The 24,802-nt window shown below is 64.0% G+C and carries 22 protein-coding genes and 2 pseudogenes; 15 read left to right on the plus strand and 9 right to left on the minus strand.

What is annotated here, in order from left to right; translation table 11 throughout:
• Positions 1–24: 24 nt before the first annotated feature.
• Positions 25–978, minus strand: coding sequence for a hydrogen peroxide-inducible genes activator (locus ACZ89F_RS03575; protein WP_476090429.1), 954 nt, complete (start codon positions 976–978; stop codon positions 25–27).
• A 311-nt stretch (positions 979–1,289) separates the two neighbouring features.
• On the opposite strand from ACZ89F_RS03575, the gene katG reads away from it, so the two are divergent.
• Both katG and ACZ89F_RS03585 read left to right on the plus strand, forming a co-directional pair.
• Positions 1,290–3,485 carry a catalase/peroxidase HPI gene (gene katG, locus ACZ89F_RS03580; protein WP_476090430.1) on the plus strand — a complete coding sequence of 732 codons (2,196 nt, stop codon included), beginning with the start codon at positions 1,290–1,292 and terminating at the stop codon, positions 3,483–3,485.
• Between the two features lie 182 nt (positions 3,486–3,667).
• Positions 3,668–4,225, plus strand: a complete 558-nt coding sequence (locus tag ACZ89F_RS03585; RefSeq protein WP_476090431.1) for a GNAT family N-acetyltransferase — start codon at positions 3,668–3,670, stop codon at positions 4,223–4,225.
• Positions 4,226–4,237: 12 nt separating this feature from the next.
• Here the strand turns inward: ACZ89F_RS03585 and ACZ89F_RS03590 are convergent, their stop codons facing one another.
• The gene (locus ACZ89F_RS03590) at positions 4,238–4,654 is read right to left on the minus strand and encodes a MerR family transcriptional regulator (protein WP_476090432.1); all 417 of its coding nucleotides are present in this window, start codon (positions 4,652–4,654) and stop codon (positions 4,238–4,240) included.
• A gap of 106 nt (positions 4,655–4,760) precedes the next feature.
• On the opposite strand from ACZ89F_RS03590, the gene ACZ89F_RS03595 reads away from it, so the two are divergent.
• Positions 4,761–7,004, plus strand: a complete 2,244-nt coding sequence (locus ACZ89F_RS03595) for a heavy metal translocating P-type ATPase (RefSeq protein WP_476090433.1) — start codon at positions 4,761–4,763, stop codon at positions 7,002–7,004.
• Positions 7,005–7,022: 18 nt separating this feature from the next.
• On the opposite strand, the gene ACZ89F_RS03600 is transcribed toward ACZ89F_RS03595, so the two are convergent.
• The 3 genes from ACZ89F_RS03600 to ACZ89F_RS03610 form a co-directional block, all read right to left on the minus strand.
• Positions 7,023–8,207, minus strand: a complete 1,185-nt coding sequence (locus tag ACZ89F_RS03600) for an MFS transporter (RefSeq protein ID WP_476090434.1) — start codon at positions 8,205–8,207, stop codon at positions 7,023–7,025.
• 168 nt (positions 8,208–8,375) lie between these two features.
• Positions 8,376–8,585 (minus strand): DUF2061 domain-containing protein, encoded by a 210-nt coding sequence (locus tag ACZ89F_RS03605; RefSeq protein WP_224701133.1) that lies wholly within the window; start codon positions 8,583–8,585, stop codon positions 8,376–8,378.
• Positions 8,586–8,693: 108 nt separating this feature from the next.
• Positions 8,694–10,358 (minus strand): Na/Pi cotransporter family protein, encoded by a 1,665-nt coding sequence (locus ACZ89F_RS03610; protein ID WP_476090435.1) that lies wholly within the window; start codon positions 10,356–10,358, stop codon positions 8,694–8,696.
• Positions 10,359–10,744: 386 nt separating this feature from the next.
• Here ACZ89F_RS03610 and ACZ89F_RS03615 point away from each other — a divergent pair, with 386 nt between their 5' ends.
• The 3 genes and pseudogenes from ACZ89F_RS03615 to rpoD all read left to right on the plus strand — a co-directional run bounded on the left by ACZ89F_RS03615 (position 10,745) and on the right by rpoD (position 15,738).
• Positions 10,745–11,113: an RcnB family protein gene (locus tag ACZ89F_RS03615; protein ID WP_476090436.1), complete on the plus strand. Its 369-nt coding sequence runs from the start codon at positions 10,745–10,747 to the stop codon at positions 11,111–11,113.
• 140 nt (positions 11,114–11,253) lie between these two features.
• Positions 11,254–13,202 (plus strand): annotated as a pseudogene (gene dnaG, locus ACZ89F_RS03620) (DNA primase).
• A gap of 514 nt (positions 13,203–13,716) precedes the next feature.
• The gene (gene rpoD, locus ACZ89F_RS03625; RefSeq protein ID WP_109661301.1) at positions 13,717–15,738 is read left to right on the plus strand and encodes an RNA polymerase sigma factor RpoD; all 2,022 of its coding nucleotides are present in this window, start codon (positions 13,717–13,719) and stop codon (positions 15,736–15,738) included.
• A gap of 70 nt (positions 15,739–15,808) precedes the next feature.
• Here the strand turns inward: rpoD and ACZ89F_RS03630 are convergent, their stop codons facing one another.
• The gene (locus ACZ89F_RS03630; protein ID WP_476097471.1) at positions 15,809–15,943 is read right to left on the minus strand and encodes a hypothetical protein; all 135 of its coding nucleotides are present in this window, start codon (positions 15,941–15,943) and stop codon (positions 15,809–15,811) included.
• Between the two features lie 79 nt (positions 15,944–16,022).
• Positions 16,023–16,862: pseudogene (locus ACZ89F_RS03635) on the minus strand (TauD/TfdA family dioxygenase); the annotation flags it as partial.
• Between the two features lie 303 nt (positions 16,863–17,165).
• On the opposite strand from ACZ89F_RS03635, the gene ACZ89F_RS03640 reads away from it, so the two are divergent.
• The 7 genes from ACZ89F_RS03640 (at position 17,166) to ACZ89F_RS03670 (ending at position 21,582) form a co-directional block, all read left to right on the plus strand.
• Positions 17,166–17,459, plus strand: coding sequence for a GYD domain-containing protein (locus ACZ89F_RS03640; protein WP_476090437.1), 294 nt, complete (start codon positions 17,166–17,168; stop codon positions 17,457–17,459).
• Between the two features lie 134 nt (positions 17,460–17,593).
• Complete coding sequence (locus ACZ89F_RS03645) at positions 17,594–18,658, plus strand: DMT family transporter (RefSeq protein ID WP_476090438.1); 1,065 nt, start codon at positions 17,594–17,596, stop codon at positions 18,656–18,658.
• Entirely contained in the window at positions 18,659–19,027 is a 369-nt protein-coding gene (locus ACZ89F_RS03650) for a thiol-disulfide oxidoreductase DCC family protein (protein ID WP_476090439.1), read from the plus strand.
• Positions 19,028–19,227: 200 nt separating this feature from the next.
• Complete coding sequence (locus ACZ89F_RS03655) at positions 19,228–19,908, plus strand: PadR family transcriptional regulator (protein WP_476090440.1); 681 nt, start codon at positions 19,228–19,230, stop codon at positions 19,906–19,908.
• A 113-nt stretch (positions 19,909–20,021) separates the two neighbouring features.
• Positions 20,022–20,321 carry an HlyU family transcriptional regulator gene (locus ACZ89F_RS03660; RefSeq protein ID WP_476090441.1) on the plus strand — a complete coding sequence of 100 codons (300 nt, stop codon included), beginning with the start codon at positions 20,022–20,024 and terminating at the stop codon, positions 20,319–20,321.
• A 108-nt stretch (positions 20,322–20,429) separates the two neighbouring features.
• On the plus strand, positions 20,430–20,912 hold the full coding sequence (greA, locus tag ACZ89F_RS03665) for a transcription elongation factor GreA (RefSeq protein ID WP_476090442.1): 483 nt from the start codon (positions 20,430–20,432) through the stop codon (positions 20,910–20,912).
• A gap of 229 nt (positions 20,913–21,141) precedes the next feature.
• On the plus strand, positions 21,142–21,582 hold the full coding sequence (locus tag ACZ89F_RS03670) for a hypothetical protein (protein WP_476090443.1): 441 nt from the start codon (positions 21,142–21,144) through the stop codon (positions 21,580–21,582).
• A gap of 147 nt (positions 21,583–21,729) precedes the next feature.
• Here the strand turns inward: ACZ89F_RS03670 and ACZ89F_RS03675 are convergent, their stop codons facing one another.
• On the minus strand, positions 21,730–22,932 hold the full coding sequence (locus ACZ89F_RS03675; RefSeq protein ID WP_476090444.1) for an MFS transporter: 1,203 nt from the start codon (positions 22,930–22,932) through the stop codon (positions 21,730–21,732).
• A 187-nt stretch (positions 22,933–23,119) separates the two neighbouring features.
• Positions 23,120–23,578, minus strand: a complete 459-nt coding sequence (locus tag ACZ89F_RS03680) for an Lrp/AsnC family transcriptional regulator (RefSeq protein WP_476090445.1) — start codon at positions 23,576–23,578, stop codon at positions 23,120–23,122.
• A gap of 172 nt (positions 23,579–23,750) precedes the next feature.
• Between ACZ89F_RS03680 and ACZ89F_RS03685 the strand changes: the two genes are divergently transcribed.
• The gene (locus ACZ89F_RS03685; RefSeq protein WP_476090446.1) at positions 23,751–24,485 is read left to right on the plus strand and encodes an AzlC family ABC transporter permease; all 735 of its coding nucleotides are present in this window, start codon (positions 23,751–23,753) and stop codon (positions 24,483–24,485) included.
• Positions 24,482–24,781, plus strand: a complete 300-nt coding sequence (locus tag ACZ89F_RS03690) for an AzlD family protein (protein ID WP_476090447.1) — start codon at positions 24,482–24,484, stop codon at positions 24,779–24,781. Before ACZ89F_RS03685 ends, ACZ89F_RS03690 begins: the two co-directional genes overlap by 4 nt.
• Positions 24,782–24,802 lie beyond the last annotated feature (21 nt).

The raw sequence follows: 24,802 nt of genomic DNA on the forward strand, positions 1-24,802 counted from the left end.
GGATCGGATCGCTTGGGGCAGCCTTTATTGGGCGGCAGCCGTCAGGTTCAGGAGATGCGCAACCGATGCAGGATTGTGTTGCGCGCGCAGCGCGTCGGCCGACTGACGAACGACTTCGGAAATCCGCAGCAGCTGTTTGGCGATGGGACTGGTGTTGCGCCAGACCATGCCGATCGTGCGCGAGGGCTGGGGACTTCTGAAGCGCGCGATGGAAACCGGCGCCGAGCGCGTCTCCACCGCCACCGCCATTTCGGGAATCAAGGTGACACCGATGCCGGCGCCGACCATCTGCACCAGGGTCGATAGCGAGCTGCCGTCCAGCAACTCGCGCGGCCGTGCCGAATGCATGCTGCAGAACGACAGCGCCTGGTCGCGAAAGCAATGGCCCTCTTCCAACAGAAGCAGCCGCATTTCGCGCAGCATTTCGCGATTGGGCACCGGCTTTCCCTCGTCCTCGCCGGGCCGAACCAGCACGAAGTTTTCGGCAAACAGCACGACCTCCGTCAACGACGGTTCCGACACCGGCAGCGCGACAATAGCCGCATCGAGCCGGCCGTCCGCCAGTTCCTGGATCAGCTTTTGCGTCAGCGTCTCGCGCACATGGATGTCGAGGCCGTCATGCATGCGCGAGAGGTTGCCGATGATGGTCGGCAAGAGGTAGGGCGCGACCGTCGGAATGACGCCGATGCGCAGCCGGCCGACCAGCCTGTCACGCGAAGAGCGGGCGAGATCAGTCAGTTCGTCCACCGAGCGCAGGATGTCGCGCACGCGCAAGGCAAATTCCTCGCCGAAATTGGTCAGCCGGACCTGGCGCGGGCCTCTTTCGAACAGTTCCGTACCGAGCGTCTCTTCCAATTCCTTGATCTGCACCGAAATGGCGGGCTGGGAGATCGCACAGGCATCCGCCGCGCGTCCGAAATGGTTGTGCCGCGCCAGCGCCTCGAAATAGCGCAACTGCTTCAGGGTCAGGTTTGCCATAACCGCACCTTATCTCTGTGATCAGTAAATCCAACTTAAATTAATCGATCCGCTTTGCTATAGAGTCTGGTAGGGAGATGAAAGGCAGCCGACGCCACACAGTCCGCATCATCGGTGCGGGCGTGCGTTCGGAGCTGTTTTTGTTTCAACACAATCTTGTCCAGGGCCGGCTCAGGGCGGTAGGACATTTCGCATATTCGGGTTCCTGACCGTCGCGGCGGTCATGGAGCTGACGTCTCGAAGGGCATTTCAGGCCCTTGTTCACGCAGCCGTTGAGGCAAAGCTCAACACAGCCACGATCGGAGAAAAACATGGACGCCAACACAGACGATAACAGCAAGGGCAAATGCCCGGTCGTGCACACAGCTGTCGGCAGGGTCAACCGCGACTGGTGGCCGAATCAGCTCAACGTCCAGGTTCTCCACCAGCAGTCGCCGCTGTCCGATCCGATGGGTGAGGCGTTCGACTATGCCGAGGAATTCAAGAGCCTCGACCTCGATGCCGTCATCAAGGACCTGCATGCGCTGATGACGGATTCGCAGGAGTGGTGGCCGGCCGACTTCGGCCATTACGGACCGCTTTTCATCCGCATGGCCTGGCACAGCGCCGGCACCTACCGCATCGCCGACGGTCGTGGTGGCGCCGGGGCCGGCCAGCAGCGCTTCGCGCCGCTGAACAGCTGGCCGGATAACGTCAATCTCGACAAGGCCCGCCGGCTGCTGTGGCCGATCAAGCAGAAATACGGCCGCAAGATCTCGTGGGCCGATCTTCTGATCCTGACGGGCAACGTCGCGCTGGAATCGATGGGCTTCAAGACCTTCGGTTTCGCCGGCGGCCGCGCCGATGTGTGGGAGCCGGAAGAGGACATCTATTGGGGTCCCGAAGGCAAGTGGCTCGCCGACGAGCGCTACAGCGGCGACCGCGATCTGCAGAACCCGCTTGGTGCCGTGCAGATGGGCCTGATCTACGTCAATCCGGAAGGACCGAACGGCAAGCCTGATCCGCTGGCCTCGGCGCGCGATATCAGAGACACCTTCGCGCGCATGGCGATGAACGACGAGGAGACCGTCGCGCTCATCGCCGGCGGCCACACTTTCGGCAAGACCCATGGTGCCGGCGATGCAACGCTGGTCGGTGTTGAGCCGGAAGGTGCCGACATTGAGCAGCAAGGCCTCGGCTGGGCGAGCAAGTTCGGCACCGGCAAGGGCGGCGATGCGATCGGCAGCGGCCTGGAAGTGACCTGGACGACGACGCCGACCAAGTGGAGCAACGACTTCTTCGACAATCTGTTCGGCTTCGACTGGGAATTGACCAAGAGCCCGGCCGGCGCCCATCAGTGGACACCGAAGGGTGGCGCGGGTGCCGGCACCGTGCCGGATGCGCACAACACTGCAAAGCGCCACGCGCCCTCGATGCTGACCAGCGATCTCGCGCTGCGGTTCGATCCTTCCTACGAGACGATCTCGAAGCGCTTCCATGAGAATCCGGATCAGTTCGCCGACGCGTTCGCGCGCGCCTGGTACAAGCTGACCCACCGCGACATGGGCCCGCTCGTGCGCTATCTCGGCCCATTGGTTCCAAAAGAGGAACTGCCTTGGCAGGACGTCATCCCGGCGGTCGATCATGTCTTGATCGACGAAGAGGATGCTGCCGCGCTCAAGGCCAGGATCCTGGCGTCGGGCCTGTCGGTGTCGCAGCTGGTCTCGGTGGCATGGGCGTCGGCCTCGACCTTCCGTGGCTCCGACAAGCGCGGCGGCGCCAATGGCGCGCGCATTCGCCTCAGCCCCCAGAAGGACTGGGCCGTCAACCAGCCGGCTGACCTCGCCAAGGTGCTCGACAAGCTCGAAGCGATCCGCAAGGACTTCAATGCCTCGCAGACCGGTAGCAAGAAAGTCTCGCTTGCCGACCTGATCGTTCTCGGTGGCGGTGCTGCCGTCGAGAAGGCAGCGAAGGCCGCCGGCCATAGCGTGGACGTTCCGTTCTGGCCGGGCCGCATGGACGCCTCGCAGGAGCAGACCGATATCCACTCCTTCGCGCCGCTGGAACCGACGGTTGACGGCTTCCGCAACTATGTCAGCGGCAAGCAGCGGCTGACCGTCGAGGAGGCGCTGGTCGACCGTGCGCAGCTGCTGACACTGACGGCGCCGGAGATGACGGTTCTCGTCGGCGGCCTGCGCGTTCTCGGCGCCAATGCCGGGCAGTCCAGGCACGGCGTCTTCACCAAACAGCCGGAAACGCTGAGCAACGACTTCTTCGTCAACCTGCTCGACATGGGCACGGAGTGGAAGGCGGTATCGGAGGCCAAGGACGTGTTCGAAGGCCGCGACCGCAAGACCGGCGAAGTCAAGTGGACCGGCACCCGCGCCGATCTGATCTTCGGTTCGCACTCACAGCTGCGGGCGCTGGCCGAAGTCTATGCGACGGCGGACGCCAAGGCGAAATTCGCCCGGGATTTCGTTGTGGCATGGACCAAGGTGATGAACGCCGACCGCTTCGACATCGCCTGAGATCGCTTAAGGGCACTCCGGCGCGGCCGCGCCGGAGTGCCAGTCCTCCCAAGGACTTAAGACCGGGGCCGCGTTTCCAGCAATGGGAGCGCGGCCCTTGTCGTAAGAGGCCGCGGCTTGGTGGACCGTGCCTTCCCGGGCAAGGATGCTATTTTACCGGCGTAGCGTCTCCACGGTGCACCATGATCGAAATCGTCAAACCCGCGCTTGAACATTTGCCGTCCTACAAGGCGGCACTCGAACGCGGCTGGTCGCCGGACAATGTGCGGCTGCTGGAGGCGACGCGCGAACAACTTGCGGCGATCGAGAAGGATCCGGTGGCTTTTCTCGCCGACCTCGATGATCCCCAGGCCAAGGGCGGCCCGATCGCCTTGCCTGACGGGACGAAAGTGCCGCGCCTGCCGGGTTTCCGCCGCTGGATCTGGGACGGCGAGGCGTCGGGCTCGATCGGCTTTCGCTGGCAGAAGGGCACGGCGGAGCTGCCGCCGCATGTGCTCGGCCATATCGGCTATGCGGTGGTGCCGTGGAAGCGGCGGCGCGGCTACGCCACCGAGGCGCTGCGGCTGATGCTGGACGAGGCGAGGGCGGTCGGCCTGGCTTATGTCGAGATCACCGCCAAGCCGGGCAATCCGGCGTCGCACAAGGTGATCCTTGCCAATGGCGGCAAGCTCGTCGAACACTTCTTCGAGGATGCCGCCTATGGCGGGGTGGAGAGTTTGCGGTTCCGGATCGAGCTGTAGGGGTGCGGCCTCTCAACCATGCTCGTCAGCGCACAGCGCGTGGTCGGACAGCGCGCGGATGACGTAGCAGTCGCCGACCGTCTTGCCATCGCAGCAGGAGGCGATGCGCTCCAGCTCCGTTTCCAGCCGCTTCAACTGGGCAATCTTCTCCCGCACTGAAATCAGTTGTTCCTCGGCAATCCGGTCGGCGTGGCCGCAGGGCTGCTCGGGATGACCGCTCAATTCGATCAGCGAGCGGATGTCCTCGACAGCGAAACCGAGGTCGCGGGCGTGGCGGATGAAGGCCAGCCGCTCCAGTTCCTGCCTGGAATAGCGGCGTTGGTTGCCTTCCGAACGCTCGGGCGCGGCGACCAGGCCCATCTGCTCGTAATAACGGATGGTCGGCACCTTGACCCCGGTGCGGCGGGAGAGATCACCGATCGAAAACATGAATTTTCCTCTTGAAGCTCTAGTGACTAGAGCAATTACAGTGCCTGACATCAGCATTCAAGACCTACGCGGCGACGCCGCGCTGGCAAGACAGACAGGTGATGTGATGACGACTCCCCTCAGGCAGACACGGTTCAGGATCGGCGGCATGGACTGCGCCTCCTGCGCGGCCAAGATCGACACGGCGGTTCGCCGTCTCGACGGCGTCGCGGATGTCTCGGTTTCGGTGACCGGCGCCAGCATGACGGTCAGCCATGGCGGCGCACTGCCGGAAGACAAGGTGCTGCAGCAGGTTGCGCGGCTCGGCTACGGCATCGTTAGAGCGGAAGGCAAGACTGATGGGCGTGCTTCAGTGGCCAAGGCGCATGACCGTGCTGACCATGACCACGAGGGCCACGATCACGCCGGCGACGATCATGAGCATGGCGGCGAACAGGCCGCCAACGAGGCTGCCGGGTCATCTCATATCCACAGCGATGCCGAGCCAGGGCAGGCGTGGTGGCGCTCCCGCCGGGCAGTGCTGACGCTGGCTTGCGCGGCGGCGCTTGTTGCCGCCTACGGCATCGGCCATCTTTTCCCAATGGCCGAGCGCTGGGTCTTCCTGGCCGCTTTGCTGGTCGGCCTGGTGCCGATCGCGCGGCGCGCGCTGATGGCGGCATTGGCCGGTACGCCGTTCTCGATCGAGATGCTGATGACCATCGCGGCGATAGGCGCAGTGATGATCGGCGCCACGGAAGAGGCAGCCGCCGTGGTGGTGCTGTTCCTGATCGGCGAGCTTCTGGAAGGTGTCGCCGCCGGCCGCGCGCGGGCGAGCATCCAGGGACTTGCCGATCTGGTGCCGAAGACAGCACTTGTCGAGCGGGCGGGCGGCACGTCAGAGGTTCCCGCCGAAGACCTTGCGGTCGGCGACGTCATCGTTGTGCGGCCGGGCGACCGCATCCCTGCCGATGGCGAGATCATCGAGGGGTCTGGTGACATCGACGAGGCGCCGGTGACCGGCGAGAGCACGCCAAAGCGCAAGGGTGTCGCGGACGCCGTCTTCGCCGGCACGATCAGCAGCGACGGCGTGCTCAAGGTTCGCGTGACCGCAGCCGCGTCGGACAACACCATTGCCCGGGTCGTGCGGCTGGTGGAGGAAGCGCAGGAGGCCAAGGCGCCGACCGAGCGCTTCATCGACCGCTTCTCGCGTTATTACACGCCGGCCGTGCTGGCGGTCGGCGCGCTGGTGGCGCTGCTGCCGCCGCTGCTTGCCGGCGGCGACTGGAACGAATGGATCTACAAGGGCCTGGCGATCCTGCTGATCGGCTGCCCCTGCGCCCTGGTCATCTCGACGCCTGCTGCGATCGCCGCTGGCCTTGCGGCCGGCGCGCGGCGTGGTCTGTTGATGAAGGGTGGTGCCGTGCTGGAAGGGTTTCGCCGGATCACGGCGGTCGCCTTCGACAAGACCGGCACGCTGACGGCGGGCAAGCCCGTGGTCACCGACATCGTGGCCTATGGCCGCGACGAACGCACCGTGCTGGCGCTGGCGGCGGCACTGGAGCAGGGCTCCAGCCATCCGTTGGCAGTGGCGATCCTGGACCGGGCCGAGGCCGACAAGGCGCCGGTGCCGCCGGCCCTGGCGGCCAAGGCGATTTCCGGCAAGGGTGTCGAGGGCAGCGTCGGCGGCATCGCTGTCTTCCTTGGCTCTGGCCACGCGGCCGGCGAACGCGCCGTGATGACCGAAGCGCAGCGCCTTGCCGTCGACAGCCTCAACGGCCAGGGCAAGACCGTCTCGGTGCTGGTGGCCGATGGTGTGGTTGCCGGGCTGATCGCCATGCGCGACGAGCCGCGGCCGGATGCGGCCGCCGGGATCGCGGCGCTCAAGGCTGAGGGCATCCGCGCGGTGATGCTGACCGGCGACAACCGCCGCACGGCTGAAGCCATCGCCGCTTCGCTCGACATCGAGGCACGGGCGGAGCTGTTGCCGCAGGACAAGCAGCGCATCGTCGGCGAATTGCAGCGCGAGGGGCTGAAAGTTGCCAAGGTGGGCGATGGCATCAACGATGCGCCGGCGCTGGCCGCCGCCGATATCGGCATCGCCATGGGTGGCGGCACTGATGTGGCGCTGGAGACGGCGGACGCGGCGATCCTGCACGGCCGCGTCATGGACGTCGTGCGCATGGTAAAACTGTCGCGGGCGGTGATGGCCAATATCGGCCAGAACATCACCGTGGCGCTCGGGCTGAAGGCGGTGTTCCTGGTCACCACCATCGCCGGCATCACCGGCCTGTGGCCGGCGATCCTGGCCGATACCGGCGCCACCGTGCTGGTCACCGCCAACGCCATGCGCCTGCTGCGCTGGCGCGGGTGAGAGCCTCAGCTTCGTATTTTACTCCGCTGGGGCTGTCAGCGGCGGCGTGGCGTTGCTGCGCCCTTCCCAGACATAGGACGCGAGCGCCACCGCAACGGCGACCAGCATGGCGACGGCGCCGAGCAGCGGCAGGCTGCGGTAGCCATAGCCGGCATTGAGCATGGCGGCCCCCAGTGAAGCAGCCAGCGCAATGCCGACATTGAAGCCGGACGGAATGAGCGACGAAGCGAGGTTCGAGGCGTCTGCGGTCCATGCCAGGATGCGGGTCTGGATCGGCGTGCCGATGGCAAAGTTGAGACCGCCCCAGATGACGATCGCGACAACCATCGGCAGGGGATAGGGGCTGACGGCATAGATGACGGCCAGCGTCACCGCCTGCAAGCCGAGCATGGTGATCAATGACGGCATCAGCTTCCAGTCGGAGAGCTTGCCGCCGAGGAAGACGCCGAGCGTGGCGCCGACGCCGTTGAGCAGCAGCACCCACGGCACCAGGTTCTCGTCGAGGCCGGTGACCTCCAGCAAGGTCGGCGTGATGTAGGTGAACAGGCCGAACTGGCCGATCATCAGCATCAGCATCAGGATCAGCGAGGTCCAGACCTGCTGGCGGGCCAGCACGCGAACTTCGCGGGCGAAACCGGCGGGCCTGGCCTGATATCCGGTGGTGCGCGGCAACAGCGCCGCCATGGCGAGCGTTGCCGCCACGCCCAGCGCGCACATCACCCAGAAGGTTGCGCGCCAGCCCCAGATGTTGCCGATCGCGGTGCCGGCGGGCACGCCGATGACGTTGGAGACGGTGAGGCCGGACAGGATGACGGCAACCGCCATGCCGCGCTGATCCTCGCGCACAAGACCGACGGCGACGACCATGGCGACGCCGAAATAGGCGCCGTGCGCGACCGCAACGGCGATGCGCAACAAAAGCATCGAGGTGAAATCGGGCGCCAGTGCGCAGGCCGCCTGGCCGATGGTGAAGGCGATGGCGAGACCGAGCAGCAGGGTCTTGCGCGACAGCGACTTGGTGGCGAGCGCCAGCAGCGGACCGCCGATGGCGATGCCGCAGGCATAACCGGAGACGAGATAACCGGCCGAAGGAACCGAAACGCCAAGCCCCTCCGCCACCTGCGGCAGCACGCCGGCAATGACGAATTCGGTGGTGCCGAAGGCAAAGGCGGCGATGAACAGGGCGATGAGCGGAAGCGACATGACGGGAAAGCGATCCTGAGCAAAGCGCCTCAAACCACGGATGGGCGTAGCAGGCAATCCAGAAATTGTTGGCGCCGGTTTAGGTTTTCTTGATCGAGTTCTCGTGCGTCACCTGCTTGCGCGACGGCCGGGTGAGGGCGCACCGGGCTCGGTCGTGCGCCGAGGTCGCTATGCCGCGGTCTTGCGCCCGTAGGGAATTCTCAGCCATGCCCGTTCGTGGAAATAATAGAGCAGCGATTTGGTGACGACCTCGGTCAGGCCGATGGTCGCGGCGAGCTTGATGCTTCCTGTCACGACGAGTGAAATGATGATCGTGTCGATAGTGCCGGTCACCCGCCAGGAGAGCGCCTTGGCGAAACTGCGCGAATGGGTGTCCATCGATTTCCTCCGAAAGGCTGGGCCAATGGACCCTTATCTCGACTGGAGGAACCAGAGCAAAGATATTTTGCCGCCGAAACGAAGACGGTGCTTGATGGTGTCCGTGAATCAGCTCGCCTTGAGCCGCGACCCGGTGAGCAGGCCGCGTTCTTCCAGCACCGGATAGGCCATCGAGGCCAGCAGCGAGTTGATCTGCTTCAGGTCGCGGATGGTGTCGAGATGGATCGAGCTGGTTTCGACGCTCTTGGCGGTGCCGTCGCGCAGGCGCTCGAAATGGCTGGCGCTGGTTTCCTTCTCGCGGTCGCGCAACTGGTCTTTTTCCAGCACCAGCTGGCGGGCGGTTTCGGGATCGCGCGACACCAGGACGTTGAAGGCGAGCCGGGCATTGGCCAGCACCGAGCTGTGGAAGGCGAACAATTCACTCCAGCCCTCGTCGGTGAATTCCAGTCCGCGCTCGAACTTCTTCTTCACATGCACCAGCATGTTGCGCACGATGATGTCGCCGACCTGCTCGAGCTTGACACAGGCGCCGATCAGTTCCTGGCAACGCAGCGCCTCGTCCTCGGTCAGCGGGTTCCTGGTAAGCTTGGCCAGATAGAGCTTGATCGCGGCATGCTTCCTGTCGACGCGGTCGTCGAGTGCAGCCAGCGCCTTGATCTTGTCGGCGTCGGCGCTCTCGTAGAGCTCGATGATGCGCTTGAGCATGATCTCGACGGTCTCGCAGACCCGCACCACCTCGCGGGTGGCGTTGGCCAGCGCCTGGCTCGGCACGTCGAGCGCGCTCTCGTTGAGCGCGGACAGCTCGACGACGTCGAGTGTGCTGGCCGGCGCCGGCTTGGTGCCCAGTGCGACGATCTTCTCCGAGGCGCGGTAGACGAAGCCGGCCAGCGGCAGGCCGGCGAGCAGGATCAGCACATTGAACAGGATGTGGGCATTGACGATCTGGTCCGCCGCCGTCGAGCCAAGAAAGGCGAAGTGGGGCCTGAAGATCATGACCAGGATCAGCATGATCAGCGAGCCAAGCCCGCGCATCAGGAGATTGCCGATCGGCACGACGCGCACTTCGGGGCTCGACGAGCGGGTCAGCATCGGCGCGATGATCGAGGAGCCGAGATTGACGCCGAGGATGAGGACGACGCCGAGTTCGGGCGTGATCAGGCCACGGCCGGCCAGCGTCGCCATCAAGAGCACCGCCGCGATGCTCGACTGGAACAGCCAGGTGATCAGCGCCGCCAGCAGGTAGGCGGTGATGGAATCGGTCGAGAAGTAGTTGATGATGACCGGCATGAGCTGGCTGTTGCGCAGCGGCTCCGATGCCTGGCCGATCATTTCCAGCGACAGGATCAGAAGGCCGATGCCGACCAGGATGCGGCCGGACTGGCGCCAGTCGCGCCGCTCGGTGGCCATGAACATCACCGTGCCGGTGATCAGGCAGAGCGGCACCAGCAAGGTGAGATCGAAGGTCAGCAGCTTGACCACCAGCGCCGAGCCGATCTCGGCGCCGCGCACGGCAAGCTGGCCGGCGGCGCCCGAGACGATGCCGGAGCCAGCGAAGGAGCCGACCAGCAGCGTGACGGCGGTGGAGCTTTGCAGAGCGATGGCGAGGCCGGTGCCGGCCAGCACCGCCATGATCGGATTGCGCATGGTGGCACGCAGACGATGGCGCAGCACGTCGCCATAGGCGCGCTCGACGCCGGTCTTCACCATGCGGGTGGCAAACAGCATCAGCGCCACGGCGCCGGCCAGATGCAGAAGGACGACGGAACCGCTCATTTCGCCGCCTGCATGCGAACAGGGCGCGCGCCCTGTTTGGCGTGGCGAGCGGGATGAAAAGCGAGGCTACGAATCATGATCATGGCGTTGGTCGATATTAGCTGGAATATTTTAGCCGGATAATAAAATTTTGTCGATTTCAAGGGGCCGTTGCCGCGCGACAGGCGGTGTCGGAAAATGGATGGAAGCGCAAATGGTCGCATTGCCAGGCCACGTGGTGCGGCGGATCGGCCGGGTTTGCCATGAGCCGCCTCCTGCCTTTACGACGATGTTCAATTCACGTGAGTAAACGAAGGAATTCATTACATAATTGTAATGCTGGCGTTCAGTTTCGGTTCATCGGTGGACCACTATTGCTTGGGCATCGACAACCAAGGAGACTTCTCATGAAACGCATTGTCCTTTCCGCTCTCGCTTTCTCGATGCTGGCCGCCACGTCGCTGACCGGCCAGGCCGCACCGCTGAATGCGCCGGTGGCTCCGCAGTCGAACTACAGCCAGGTCGACTGGCAAAAGCCCGGCCACCACAGCGATGTGAAGAAGCGTGTCTTCAAGAAGAAGGTCGTCGTGAAGCGCAACCACTGGCGCAATGGCCAGAAATATTCCAGCTGGAAGCGTCACCAGCCGATCCGCGATTATGGCCGCTACGGCCTGCATCGTCCCGGCCGCGGCCAGGAATGGATCCGCGTCGGCAACGACTATGTGCTGGTCGGCATCCTCTCGGGCGTCATCTTTGGCGCGCTTGCCGCGCAATAATCGACCTCTTGACGGACATTGAAGAAGGCGGCCCGCAACGGCCGCCTTTCTTTTTTGCCCTGTGGAAACCGGGTATGGCCCGCATTAGGGGTCGTCGGACTTCGCAGGCATGATTATATGGTGGGGAAACGAGTTTCCCGATGCGCTTTCCACCCGCCTTCCTCGACGAGATCCGCGACCGCGTGCCGATTTCATCGGTTGTCGGCCTGCGCGTTGCGTGGGACCGGAAGAAGACCAACGCGCCGCGCGGCGACTATTGGGCGTGCTGCCCGTTCCATGGCGAGAAGAGCCCGTCCTTCCACTGCGAGGACAAGAAGGGCCGCTACCACTGTTTCGGTTGCTCGGTCTCGGGCGATCATTTCAAGTTCCTCACCGAACTCGACGGGATGAGCTTTCCCGAGGCGGTCGAAAAGATCGCCGACATGGCCGGCGTGCCGATGCCGGTTCGCGATGCCCAGGAGGAGCGGCGCGAAAAGGAACGCGCCAGCCTGACCGACGTCATGGAGATGGCGACCAGCTTCTTCCAGGAACGACTGCAGGGACCGGAGGGCGCCAAAGCGCGCGCCTATCTGCGCGATCGCGGGCTGACACCGGCGACGCAGCAATCGTTCCGGCTCGGCTTCGCACCCGACAGCCGCAATGCGCTGAAGGAGCATCTCGCCGCCAGGGGCGTCCCGAAAGCCGATATCGAGGCTTGCGGACTGGTGCGCCACGGCGACGACATCCCTGTTTCCTATGACTGGTTCCGCGACCGCATCATGTTCCCGATCCCGGATTCCAGAGGCAAGATCATCGCCTTTGGCGGCCGCGCGCTGCAGCCGGATGCGCTGGCCAAATACATGAATTCGCCCGACACCGAGCTCTTCCACAAGGGCAACGTGCGCTCTACAATTTCGCTCGCGCTCGCAAGGCCCTGGCAAAGGGCGGCACGGTCATCGCCGTCGAAGGCTATATGGACGTCATCGCGCTGGCGCAGGCCGGCTTCGAGAATGTGGTGGCGCCGCTCGGCACCGCGCTCACCGAAAACCAGCTCGAATTGCTCTGGCGCATGGCGCCGGAGCCGATGTTGTGCTTCGACGGCGACAAGGCGGGGCTGAAGGCGGCGTGGCGGGCCGCCGACATGGCGCTGCCGTCGGTGCAGGCCGGGCGCTCGGCGCGCTTCGCGCTGCTGCCGGAAGGCAAGGATCCCGACGATCTCGTCAAGGCCGAAGGACCAGATGCGTTCCGTGGCGTATTGGCCGATGCACGGCCGCTGGTCGACCTGTTGTGGATGCGTGAGACGGCGGGCGGCGTGTTCGACACGCCGGAGCGGCGGGCCGAACTCGAGAAGACGCTGCGCGAACTGACCAGCCGCATCCGCGACGAGAGCCTGCGCTACCATTATCAACAGGAGATGCGCGAGCGCGTGTTGAGCTTCTTCGGCTCGCAGCGCAGCGCGCGCCAAGGGCGTCAAGATGGCGGCCGGCCAGGCGAGCGCGGCCAGGGCAAGGCAGCCGCACCCGGCGGACAGTTCGCCAAGAGCGGTGGCGGCCGCATCGCGATCACCGAAAGCCTCGGCCAGTCGGCTTTGGTCAAGCGCGGCAGCGAGGGGATGTCGGTGCGCGAGGCGACGATCATCGTCGCACTGGTCAACCATCCGGCACTGATCGACGAGAATTTCGCTCATATCGAGTTTCTCGATCTGGCCAACTCCGATCTGAGGCGGCTGCATGCGGCGATCCTCGACGCGATGGCGCATGACATGGCCAATGACCGACAGGCCGTTATCGCGACGGTCGAACGCGCTGGCTGCGCCGAGATCTGGGAGCGGGCCGTCGGCCTGATCCGGCGCATGCGGCAATGGCCGGCGCTGGAGACCGCTGCCCTTGACGATGCCCGCGATGCTTTCAGCCAGGCACTGCACTTGCAGCGCAGCGCGCGCACCTTACATAAGGAACTGAAACAGGCGGAAGCGGCGCTCGCCACCGATCCCACAGACGAAAACTACCGGCACCTGATCGAAATTCAGGCGCAATTCCAGGATGTACAGGCGACGGAAGCGCTGATCGAAGGATTCGGCGTGTCCTCGGGCAGGGCTGGGCGAGCTTAGAGCGTGATCCCAAATTCCCAAATGTGGGAAAGGATCATGCTTCCACCAAGAGAGAGCCAGGGCTTATTCCGACCCGTCGGGGCGGGACGGGCTCGGGCAAGAGAGTGAAAGTGAGAAGCGTTGTTGCACGTCGAAATGGCGCGTGGCGGGCTAAGTCGGGTAATTGATTCGCTTTTTTCATGCGAATCATGCGAGAGGCGCTTGACCTTCTGGCAGATTGGCGGAATCAGGACGATTCGAAACGTTAACCCGAACCCGCGTCGACGGGAAATAAGCGATGTGAGGTACTGGTCACTGGACAGGCAGCGTGCCTGCCACAGATATCAGGGTTAATCTGGACTTAATGCATGTCGCCCAAAAGGGGAAACCGATTTTGGGGCAACGACATACACCTAACGACGAGTTGATGCAGTTACTGGCCCGGTGAAGCGCGTTTCATAAGAGCGCATCCGATTTGACTGGTCCGACAGCTTACGCGGCTTCGAAGTTCGGCCGCGAGGAGAAGATAAAGACTATGGCGACAAAGGAAAAGGAAGAGGTCGAAACCGAACGCGAAGGCGCCACCGATGGCCCTCTGCTCGACCTTTCCGATGATGCTGTCAAGAAGATGATCAAGGCCGCCAAGAAGCGCGGCTATGTCACCATGGACGAGCTGAATTCGGTGCTGCCCTCCGAGGAAGTGACCTCGGAGCAGATCGAGGACACGATGGCGATGCTGTCCGACATGGGCATCAACGTGGTCGAGGACGACGAGCAGGGCGAAGAGCCCGAGGCCGCCGACACCGCGGCCGATGCCGAGGAAGACGCCAACGAGCTGGCTGAGCAGACCGGCACCGCGGTCGCCGCCACCACCACCAAGAAAGAACCGACCGACCGCACCGACGATCCGGTGCGCATGTATCTGCGCGAGATGGGCTCGGTCGAGCTTTTGTCGCGCGAGGGCGAAATCGCCATCGCCAAGCGCATCGAGGCCGGCCGCGAGACGATGATCGCTGGCCTGTGCGAAAGCCCGCTGACCTTCCAGGCCATCATCATCTGGCGCGACGAGCTCAACGAATCGAAGATCCTGCTGCGCGAGATCATCGATCTCGAAGCCACCTATGCCGGCCCCGAGGCCAAGCAGGCGCCTGTGGTCGAGCGCATCGAGGAAGCCAAGGTCGAGGACAAGCCGCGCCGTTCGCGCGACGAGGAAGAAGACATCACCAATGTCGGCGCCGATACGCGCGGCCTGGTCGATGACGACGAGGAAGACGAGGACGAAGCGAGCCTGTCGCTGGCGGCGATGGAAGCGGAACTGCGCCCGCAGGTGATGGAGACGCTCGACGTCATCGCCGACACCTACAAGAAGCTGCGCAAGCTGCAGGACCAGCAGGTCGAGAACCGTCTGGCCGCGGCCGGCACGCTGTCGCCCAGCCAGGATCGCCGGCTGAAGGAGCTGAAGGACCAGTTGATCAAGGCGGTGAAGTCGCTGTCGCTCAACACGGCGCGCATCGAGGCGCTGGTCGAGCAGCTCTACGACATCAACAAGCGCCTGGTGCAGAACGAAGGCAAGCTGCTCAGGCTCGCCGAAAGCTACGGCGTGCGCCGCGAGGAGTTCCTGAAGGAATATCAGGGCTCTGAGCTCGACCCCAACTGGACGCGCGCGATCGGCAATCTGACCTCGCGCGGCTGGAAGGAATTCACCAAGAACGAGAAGGACGCGATCAAGGACCTGCGCGCCGAGATCCAGAACCTCGCCACCGAAACGGCGATCTCGATCCTGGAATTCCGCAAGATCGTCAACCAGGTGCAGAAGGGCGAGCGCGAAGCGGCGATCGCCAAGAAGGAAATGGTCGAGGCCAATCTGCGCCTCGTCATCTCCATCGCCAAGAAATACACCAATCGCGGCCTGCAGTTCCTCGACCTGATCCAGGAAGGCAATATCGGCCTGATGAAGGCGGTCGACAAATTCGAATACCGCCGCGGCTACAAGTTCTCGACCTACGCGACGTGGTGGATCCGGCAGGCGATCACGCGTTCGATCGCCGACCAGGCGCGCACCATCCGCATTCCGGTGCACATGATCGAGACGATCAACAAGATCGTGCGCACTTCGCGCCAGATGCTGCACGAGATTGGCCGCGAGCCGACGCCGGAAGAGCTGGCCGAAAAGCTCGCCATGCCGCTCGAAAAAGTGCGCAAGGTGCTGAAGATCGCCAAGGAGCCGATCTCGCTCGAAACGCCGGTCGGGGACGAGGAGGATTCGCACCTCGGCGATTTCATCGAGGACAAGATGGCGATCCTGCCGATCGACGCGGCGATCCAGGCCAATCTGCGCGAAACCACCACGCGCGTGCTGGCCTCGCTGACGCCGCGCGAGGAGCGCGTGCTCAGAATGCGCTTCGGCATCGGCATGAACACCGACCATACGCTGGAAGAGGTCGGCCAGCAGTTCTCGGTCACCCGCGAGCGTATCCGCCAGATCGAAGCCAAGGCGCTGCGCAAGCTCAAGCACCCGAGCCGGAGCCGCAAGCTGCGGAGCTTCCTCGACAGCTGAGTTCGGGCGGCGGTCGCCGGCCAGTTCAATTCATTCGAAGGTCCGGAGCGTCCGCCGTTCCGGGCCTTTTTCACAACGGCACGTTCAGCTTCGCGCCCTTGACGATGATGCCGCCCCTGTCGCCGATCTCGATCGAGCCGTAACGCTGTTTGAAGCACGCAGGCAGCGGGCGGTCGCCCGGCACCGACAGCCACAGGCGCAGCATATGACCGCTTGTCGGGGTCTGGCCAATCGCGAAAGCCCATGCGGTCGTGCAGCAGCGAATGATTGTAGACAAACTGCATGTCGCCCGGTCGAAGCCGCATCGACAGGTTCAGTTTCGGGTCATTGGCAAGGCTGTCGAAGAGATCCAGCGCCTCGACATGGGCGGGGCTGAGCCGCATGGCATCGGGGAAGCGCTGCGCGCTGTCGATATACTGGCGCTGATAGATTCCGGTCAGCAATCCCCTATGCCAATTGAGGACCGGGATTTCGAAGTAGGGCTTTTCCCCTTCCGGTATTTCGCCGCGCCGGTCGGTGGCGATCGGATCAAACAGCAGGCGGACCAGATCGGGCCGTCTTTTGCGCATCTCGTTGTAGATCGTCACCGTGCTGACCAGCAGGGACTCGCCACCTTGCATGGCATCCCTTAGGCAGAGCAGACCGACGACATCGGCGGAATCGGTGTGAAACGTCTGGCGCTCCGACGTCTGGTAGATGCGTGTCGTGGCGTCCCTGGCGTTGGCGCCTGTGTCGCGGACATGGCCGAGGATATGGCCCTGGGCATTCTGCGACCGTGCGCTTCCCAGATGCGCGCCGACCCCGCAGAAGATCGTTGCCGCCATTTGCGCGGAGTATCTTTCGACCGGGAGACCGCGAAGCACCTCGAACCCAATGCCTGCGATCAGTTTTTCGCGAAGGGCGGCAAGATGGCCGGCAAGCCGGGGCAAGGGGAAATCGGCCTTGGTCAAATTGCCGATGTCCTGCGAGCGGGCGAGAAAGCCGGTTGCCGCCAGTTCCAGCTCCGCGACGTCCCGTGGGTCCAGTTCGACCAGCCAATTTTGCGGATGCTTCGCCATGTCCTCGCCGGTCCATGCGGCAGGACTTTCGATCTTTCCCGGCGGCAGCTCGATGGTCTCGCGCATGAAGCTCTCCTGCGGCTGGATCGGTCTCGGACATTGGCCGGGAGATTGCCGCAATCGGGCGGGTTTTTACACCGGCTTTCCCAGGTCGGCGCCGACTGGTTACCATCGTCGCTATGCCGCCGCCTTCGTGGCGCTTGGGTGCGAGGCTCGCCTTTACTCGGCAATAGGGCGCCAGTGCGATAGTCCTTGCGGGACGTTCGCTGCGGGAGGATACTTTCGCGTCGGATGCATTTTCTGGGCGACAACCCGGATGCCCGCCCCGGCGAAGCCGCCGTGCTCCGTGGCCCCGGAGGGAGGTGTGCCATGACAAGCTACATCGTGCTGATGAACTGGACGGAGCAGGGCGCCAGAAACGTGCGCGAGTCACCGAAGCGGCTCGACGCCGCCAGGAAGCAGCTGGGAGACATGGGCGGATCGTTCAAGGCGTTCTACCTGACCATGGGCGAATACGACATGGTGGCGGTGGTCGAAGCGCCCGACGACGCGGTGCTGGCGCGTTTCTCGCTGATGCTGGCGGCGGCCGGCAATATCAGGACGCGGACGCTGAAGGCCTTTCCCGAATTCGCCTACCGCGAGATCATCACCTCGCTCGGATAGAGCGCTGACGAAGCAGCGCGTAAAGCGCGTCGGGTTGAAACGAATTCAGTCGACGCGCTTCAGGTCTTTGTTTCGTGCGTGTCGTTGTCGCAAAACCGCTGCGCACTTTTGGTGACGTGCGCTAGGATGTAGCCATGTCCGAACCGCATTCCCATTCACATCTGTGGCCCGGCGTGCCGCTCGCGCTTGGCTCGGCCGTCTTGTTCGGGGCGACGCCGCCGCTCTCCAAGCTGCTGCTTGATGGCGTCAATCCCTTCATGCTGGCCGGGCTGCTCTATCTCGGTGCTGGTCTCGGCCTCGCTCTGTATCGCCTGCTTCGGGGCAGGCAGGCCGCAGCCGGGGAAGCGCAGCTGACCGCTGGGGATATTCCCTGGCTGGCGCTGGCAATCGGCACGGGCGGCATCATCGCGCCGGTGCTGCTGATGTTCGGCTTGACCCTCAACACGGCCTCCAGTTCGGCGCTGCTGCTCAATCTGGAGGGGTTGGCGACGATGGCGATCGCCTGGCTCGTCTATCGCGAGAATGTCGACCGGCGCCTGCTTCTGGGCGCTTTCGCCATTCTGGCAGGCGCCGTTCTTCTGTCATGGCAAGGCGAGGGTGTCGCCTTCAACCGTGGCGCCCTGCTGGTGGCGGCGGCTTGTGTGGCCTGGGGGATCGACAACAATTTCACGCGCAGGATCTCGGCCACCGACCCGGTCGTGATCGCCATGCTCAAGGGTCTGGTGGCGGGCGTCGTCAATGTCGGGCTGGCGCTTGCCGGAGGGACTTCGTTTCCCCCGATGTCAGTCATTGCGGTCACCGCGGCGGTCGGCTTCTTTGCCATCGGGGTCAGCCTGGTGATGTTCATCGTGGCGCTGCGTCATCTCGGCACGGCACGGACAGGGGCCTATTACTCGCTCGCCCCCTTTATCGGCGCGTTGCTGGCAATCGCCATCCTGGGTGACGCCGTAACGCTCAAGCTGGCGGTTGTCGGGCTGCTGATGGGCGTCGGCCTCTGGCTGCATCTGTCGGAACGCCATGAGCACGAGCATGATCATGAGGAACTGGAGCACGAGCACAGCCATGTGCATGACGAACACCACCAGCACGATCATGACGGGCCGGTGAGCGAGCCGCATTCGCACTGGCACCGGCATGCGCCGATGCGCCACCGGCATCCGCATTATCCCGACCTGCACCACAGGCATGGCCACGGATAAATGCTGACTGTCTGGTACAACACGCGCTGCCCGGTCTGCGATGCCGGTATCAGCAGGCAGAAGCGGCGGTTGATCGAAGCAGTGAAGGCCGGACGGATCGAGTTCCGAGACATCAATTTTGAACCGGCAGCGCTTGCCGGGCATGGCGCGTCGCTTGAGGATATCCGCCGCCGGCTGCACGCTACCGACGCGGCGGGCAGGCTGCTGGTCGGCGCCGACGTTGCCATCGCCGTGTGGAAGGCCACGCCCGGTGAGGGCTGGCTTGCGACCTTGTTCGGCAATCCGGTTGCCTTGCCGCTGACACGCTTTGCCTATGATCGTTTCGCCGACCTGCTCTACGCCTGGAACCGGCGCAAGGGGCGCTGGTAGCAATTCGTCGATGGCCGGAGGGGCAAAGGTCAGGAGGACAAACTCCGGACCTTTTTCGCGCGAGCTATCGGCTGGCCGGCTCGCAGAGCGAAAGCAAGCCTCTGGCGGCATATCGAGATACATCGTAAGATATATCTTGACTCCATCGCTTGGCTTGCCTAGTTAAGATATATCGTAAGATACAACTCAAGGAGCAATCAATGCACAAACATTCTGGGAACAATCATTTCGGCGAGCGTATGTTCATGCACATGGCCGGCAAATTTGGTGGCAGAGGGGGCGGCGGCTTCGGCCCGTTCGGCCACGGTGGTCGTGGCGGCGGACGCGGCGGCCCGGGCGACATGTTCCGCGCCGGGCGCATGCTGGCCGACGGCGACCTCAAGCTGATCACGCTGTCGCTGCTGGCCGAGGCGCCGCGCCATGGCTACGACATCATCAAGGCACTGGAAGAGCGCACCAGCGGCATCTACAGCCCAAGCCCGGGCGTCGTTTATCCGACACTGACCTTCCTGGAAGAGGCCGGCTATGCCGCCTCCGCCGCCGACGGCAACAAGAAGGTGTTCTCGATCACCGAGGCGGGCCAAGCGCATCTCGCCGACAACCGCGAGATGATCGACGGCGTGCTCGAACATCTCGAGCGCTTTGGCCGCAAGATGGCCAAGGCGCGCGACTGGTTCGGCTGGAACGACGAGCGCGAAGAGGGCGGCCGTCGCGGCGGCCGTGGTGAGCGCTCGGAGGCGCGCGACGAATTCCGCGCCGTGCGCCATCGGCTGCGCGCGGCTCTCGGCGACATCGTCGATGCCCCGGCTGACAAGCAGGCCGAGGCGATCGCCATTCTCGAAGCCGCCGCCGAGGCGCTGGAAGCGCTGTCGCACACGTAAGCTCTTCCGGCACGGCAGGGCGCAGCCCTTGCCCGCCAGGCCAAGGACCGATAGTGAAATTCATCCCGCGCCACGCTACATGGTGCGGGATGAATGCTGTTGGAGGAAGCCCGATGTCTTTTCTGAAGCGCCTTTTCGGCGGTGGTGGCGGCGGAGCCGGGCCGGGTGAGCCAAAGAGCACGGCACCGGCCAAGCAGGTCGAGCACAAGGGTTTCCTGATCAGCGCCACGCCCTACAAGACGGATGGCCAGTACCAGACCTGCGGCATCGTCTCCAAGGAGATCGACGGCGTGGTGAAGGAACACAAATTCATCCGCGCCGACCGCTTCGCCGGGCTCGACGACGCCGTCGACATCTCGATCAAGAAGGGCATCCAACTGGTCGACGAGCAGGGCGAGCGGATCTTCTCGTAGGGTGGCGCTGACCGAGGCGACGACCGTCGGCTTTGCGCCGGAAGCGGTCATTGCGCCGCCAGTTTCTCGAATGACGGCAGTGGGCCGCAAGCAGAGAGTCTCGACCAATTGAGCGTAGCATTTGCCAAAGAGGAAAGCGCCGAGGCGGCATCGGAAACCGTCCTGCCGGCTCGCCCCATCTCCGATCGGATCAACCTCGTCACGGAGGTGGGTCTCGAGATGCTGCAGGTTGAACTGGCTCGCGCTCAGCAGGCTCTCGAGGCTGCCAACGTGCTGGAAGATGTCAATGAGAGGCGACGGCAGTCGGCGGTTCCGGTTCGGGATATGCGCTATTATGCCGAGCGTGTCCGTACGGCTCAGCTGATGTCGGTGCCTACGTCCAATGAAGTGATCGCCTTCGGGCACACCGTTACCTTCAAGCGTGACGATGGCCGCACACAGACCTTCCGCATCGTCGGTGAGGATGAGGCCAGCCCGTCTCAGGCTTCCATATCGCATGGTTCGCCGGTCGCCATTGCGCTGACCGGCAAAACCGTTGGCGACTTTGTCCAGCTGGGGCCGCGCGAACTTGAGATCCTGTCCATTTCCTAGAGCGCGTCACGTTTGGACGGATTCAGGTGACGCGCTTTAGGTCTTTGTTTTTGTGCATGTCGTCTTCCCAAAATCGAGATCACTTTTGGGCGACATGCATTGGTTGGACATCGGTATGGCGCACGACCGGGCCGAATGCCTGGAACCAATGACGGGCGAGACAGTTCTTTGATACCACGCTGACGAACCCAGCCATTGGGCAAGCGGCCACCCTTGAGGAGCTCCCATCATGATGATTTCGTCCAGAATTCGTGCAATCGCGGTTGCCGCCATCGCCGCCGGGGCCGTCGGCGTCGCCAGCGCCGCGCATGCCGACAGCGGCACGATCCGCTTCGCCGTCTACAAGGCGGCATTCTTCATCGGTGGCTCCGGAGGCGAGGGCACGCTGACCTTCCATGGTCGCACCTATCCCATCTCGGTCGGCGCCGTCTCGGGCGGCCTCGCCTTCGGGGTTTCGAAGACCTATTTCCGCGGGACCGTGCGCCATATCAGGCGCGCTCGAGATGTGACGGGCGTCTACGGGGCGGCGGGCGGTGGCGGCGCTCTCGGCAAAGGGGCCCAGGTGATCGTCATGACCAATGACAAGGGCGCCCAACTCGAACTCTCAGGCAAGCAGGTAGGCCTGCAAGTCAACGCCGATCTCAGCGGTATGGCCATCACGGTGAAGTAAGAGGCTCGTCAGTCCTTGAATGGGCGGACCGAAAGACCCAGTGCGGCGGCAGCTTTCGGCAAGGTGCCGTCGAACGCATCGTGGAAGATGTAGGTCGGCTTTGGATCAACCGACCTTCTCTTCGTCAAGCACAACTCCTGTCGCCCGCTAAGCCGCTCGTAGCTCCCGGCGCGGCAGCGGCGGGAAGGCGATCGCGATGCCGACCGCGCCGAGGCCGATGAGGGCCGAGCCGATGAACAGCCAAGAATAGTTGGCGTAGGCATCGAACACCATGCCGCCGGCCAGCGGTCCCAGCGCCATGCCGAGGCTGGACAGCATGGTGGCGGCGCCGAACACGGTGCCGAGGATGCGCTGGCCGAAATATTCGCGCGCCAGCACCGCATAGAGCGGCATGACGCCGCCATAGGTGGCGCCGAAGATGACGGCCAGCATGTAGAACTGATCGAGCCGGCTGATCGAGAGATAGGCGGCAATGACGATCGCCTGGATCGCCAGGCCCGCGATCAGCACCGGCTTTACGCCCAGCCGGTCGGCCAGCACGCCGTAGAAAAGCCGGCCGCCGAGGCCCGCCAGGCCCTCGACGCTGTAGATCGAGACCGCCGCCATGGGGGCGACGCCGCACAGCATGGCATAGCTCACCATGTGGAAGATCGGCCCGGAATGCGCCGCGCAGCAAGCAAAAAAGGTCAGCCCCAGCACGATGAATTGCGGTGAGCGCAGTGCCTGGCCGACCGTCAGGCCGCCGCCTTCGGCGACCGGCGCCGAGGCCGCGTCCGCTGCTGCGGGCTTGGGCGGCTGGCGCACCAGCAGCACCGCCGGCAACAGCAGCACCCAGGCGGTGATGCCGATATCGAACATGGCCGTGCGCCAGTCATAGGCCGAGATCAGCCAGCGGGCGAAGGGCGAGATCGTCATCGGCGCTACGCCCATGCCGGCTGAGACCAGCGAGACGGCAAGGCTGCGGTTGGTGTCGAACCAGCCCGTGGTCAGCGCGATCATTGGCGCGAAGAAGGCGCTGGCGGCGAGGCCGACCAGCACGCCATAGGTGATCTGGAAGCTGAGCAGCGAACCGGCGCGGCTGGCCAGCACCAGCGCCAGCCCGAGCAGCACCGCGCCGATCGTCACGACGATGCGGGCGCCAAAACGGTCCGAAATGGCGCCCCAGGCGAAGCCGCCAAGGCCCATCACCAGGAAATTGAGCGTCATGGCACTCGAAATGCCGGCACGCGACCAGTTGGTGTCGATCGCCATCGGCTCGAGGAAGATCGCCAGCGAAAACATCGTGCCGATGGCGACACAGGACATCAGCGCGCCAGCGGCGACGATGATCCAACGATAGGAAAGGCTCATTCAAATCTCCCATGCCAGAGGGCAGCGCTGCGCGCTGCTTGCCTCCGAAGGACGCTGGCACCGAGGCCGATCCTACAATCCGGTTGCATTTCTTATCCAGTCTGAAATGGCGCCGTTTCGGTGGCATGGTCTTTTTGGACGCATGTCGTTATCCCAAAACCGCTTCGCACTTTTGGGTCGACATGTGTCAGATCGGCAGTTCCGACGTGTGTTTGATCGTCTGGCTGGGAACGTCCGTCTTGACGTTCTGCACGCCCTTGATGCGGCTCAGATGCTCCGACTGGAAGCGGCGGTAGTCGTCGATGCCGGCCGCCACCACGCGCACCATGGCGTCGCAATCGCCGAGCATCAGGTAGCACTCCATCACCTGCGGCAGCTTGGCCACTTCGGTGGCAAAATGTTCGATCGTGTCCTCGTCCTGCGTCTTCAGCCAGATGCGGGTGAAGAAGGTCAGACCCTTGCCGATGCTGGCCGGGTCGAGCACGGCGACGTAGCGGTCGATGACACCGGCTTCCTCCAGCAGCTTCACGCGCCGCAGGCAAGGCGATGGCGAAAGCCCGACCTCATTGGCCAGATCGTTGTTGGCCATGCGGCCGTAGCGTTGCAGCGCCCGCAGGATACGCTTGTCGATCTCATCCAGCTTCATGGCTTTGGATTCCACCTATTGGTCCGTTTATGACACTCAATGCCAAAATTTGGTGAAATACAACAATCTTCGCAACCAAATTTTGAGCCGATGCCGGTATGTTTGCCGCCGACATCACGAGATTCCAGACGCAACCGGAAGCGGCGGCCTACAGGCCGGCCGATGGCAGAGCATGAGCATTTCACAGGCAGTCGAGGCGGCGGGCGATGGCTCGGGATCCGAGTTCCGCCGTGGCGTGACGTCCTGCGCGCCGGTGCTGTTCGGCACCATCCCCTATGCGCTGGTGCTTGGCGCCCAGGCCACGCAGAAAGGGCTGAGCACGGTCGAATTGTCCATGATGACGGGGCTGAATTTCGCCGGCGGCTCGGAATTCGCGGCGATCCAATTGTGGACATCGCCGCCGCACATCGTGCTCATCGTCGCCATCACTTTCCTGGTCAATAGCCGCCATCTGCTGATGGGAGCGGCACTGGCGCCGTTCCTGCGCGACCTGCCGAGGCGCAAGGTCTTTCCGGCGCTGTTTTTCATGTGCGATGAAAGCTGGGCGCTGGGCTTGGCCGATGCCAGGCAGCGCGCAGCGGCAGGCATCACGCCGGCCTTCAGTCCGCGCTATTATTTGGGCGCGGCACTGGCGATGTATCTCACCTGGGTGGCCTTCACCACGCTGGGTGCCGTGCTCGGCCCCATGCTGGGGGATGTCGAGACCTACGGTTTCGACATGGCGTTTCCGGCCGTCTTCCTGGTGCTGATGCGCGGCATGTGGACGAGCATGGCCGCGGCGCGGCCCTGGCTGGTCAGCCTCGTCGTTGCGGCGCTGGTCTATCTCGTCGTCCCGGGCGCCTGGTATGTCGCCGCCGGTGCGGTGTCGGGGCTGGTCGCGGCCTGGCTGATGGCAGGTGATGCATGATCGACCCAGCGACCCTTCTCACCATCGTGATGATGGCCGGCGTCACCTATCTCACGCGGATCGGCGGCTATGTCGTGCTGCGCAACCGCACGCTCAGCGTCCGCGCCACGGCGGTGATGGAAGCGGCGCCCGGCTGCGTGCTGATCTCGGTGATCGCGCCAGCCTTCGTGTCGCGGAATCCGGCCGATCTTCTGGCGCTGGCCATCACCGTGCTTGCTGCGACGCGCCTCTCCATGCTGCCGACCGTGCTGATCGGGATCGGCGCGGCGGGTCTGCTTCGGCATTTCATCGGATAGAAAAAGGGTAGCTGCTGGTTG

It is taken from the genome of Mesorhizobium sp. USDA 3734 (genome assembly GCF_056279665.1).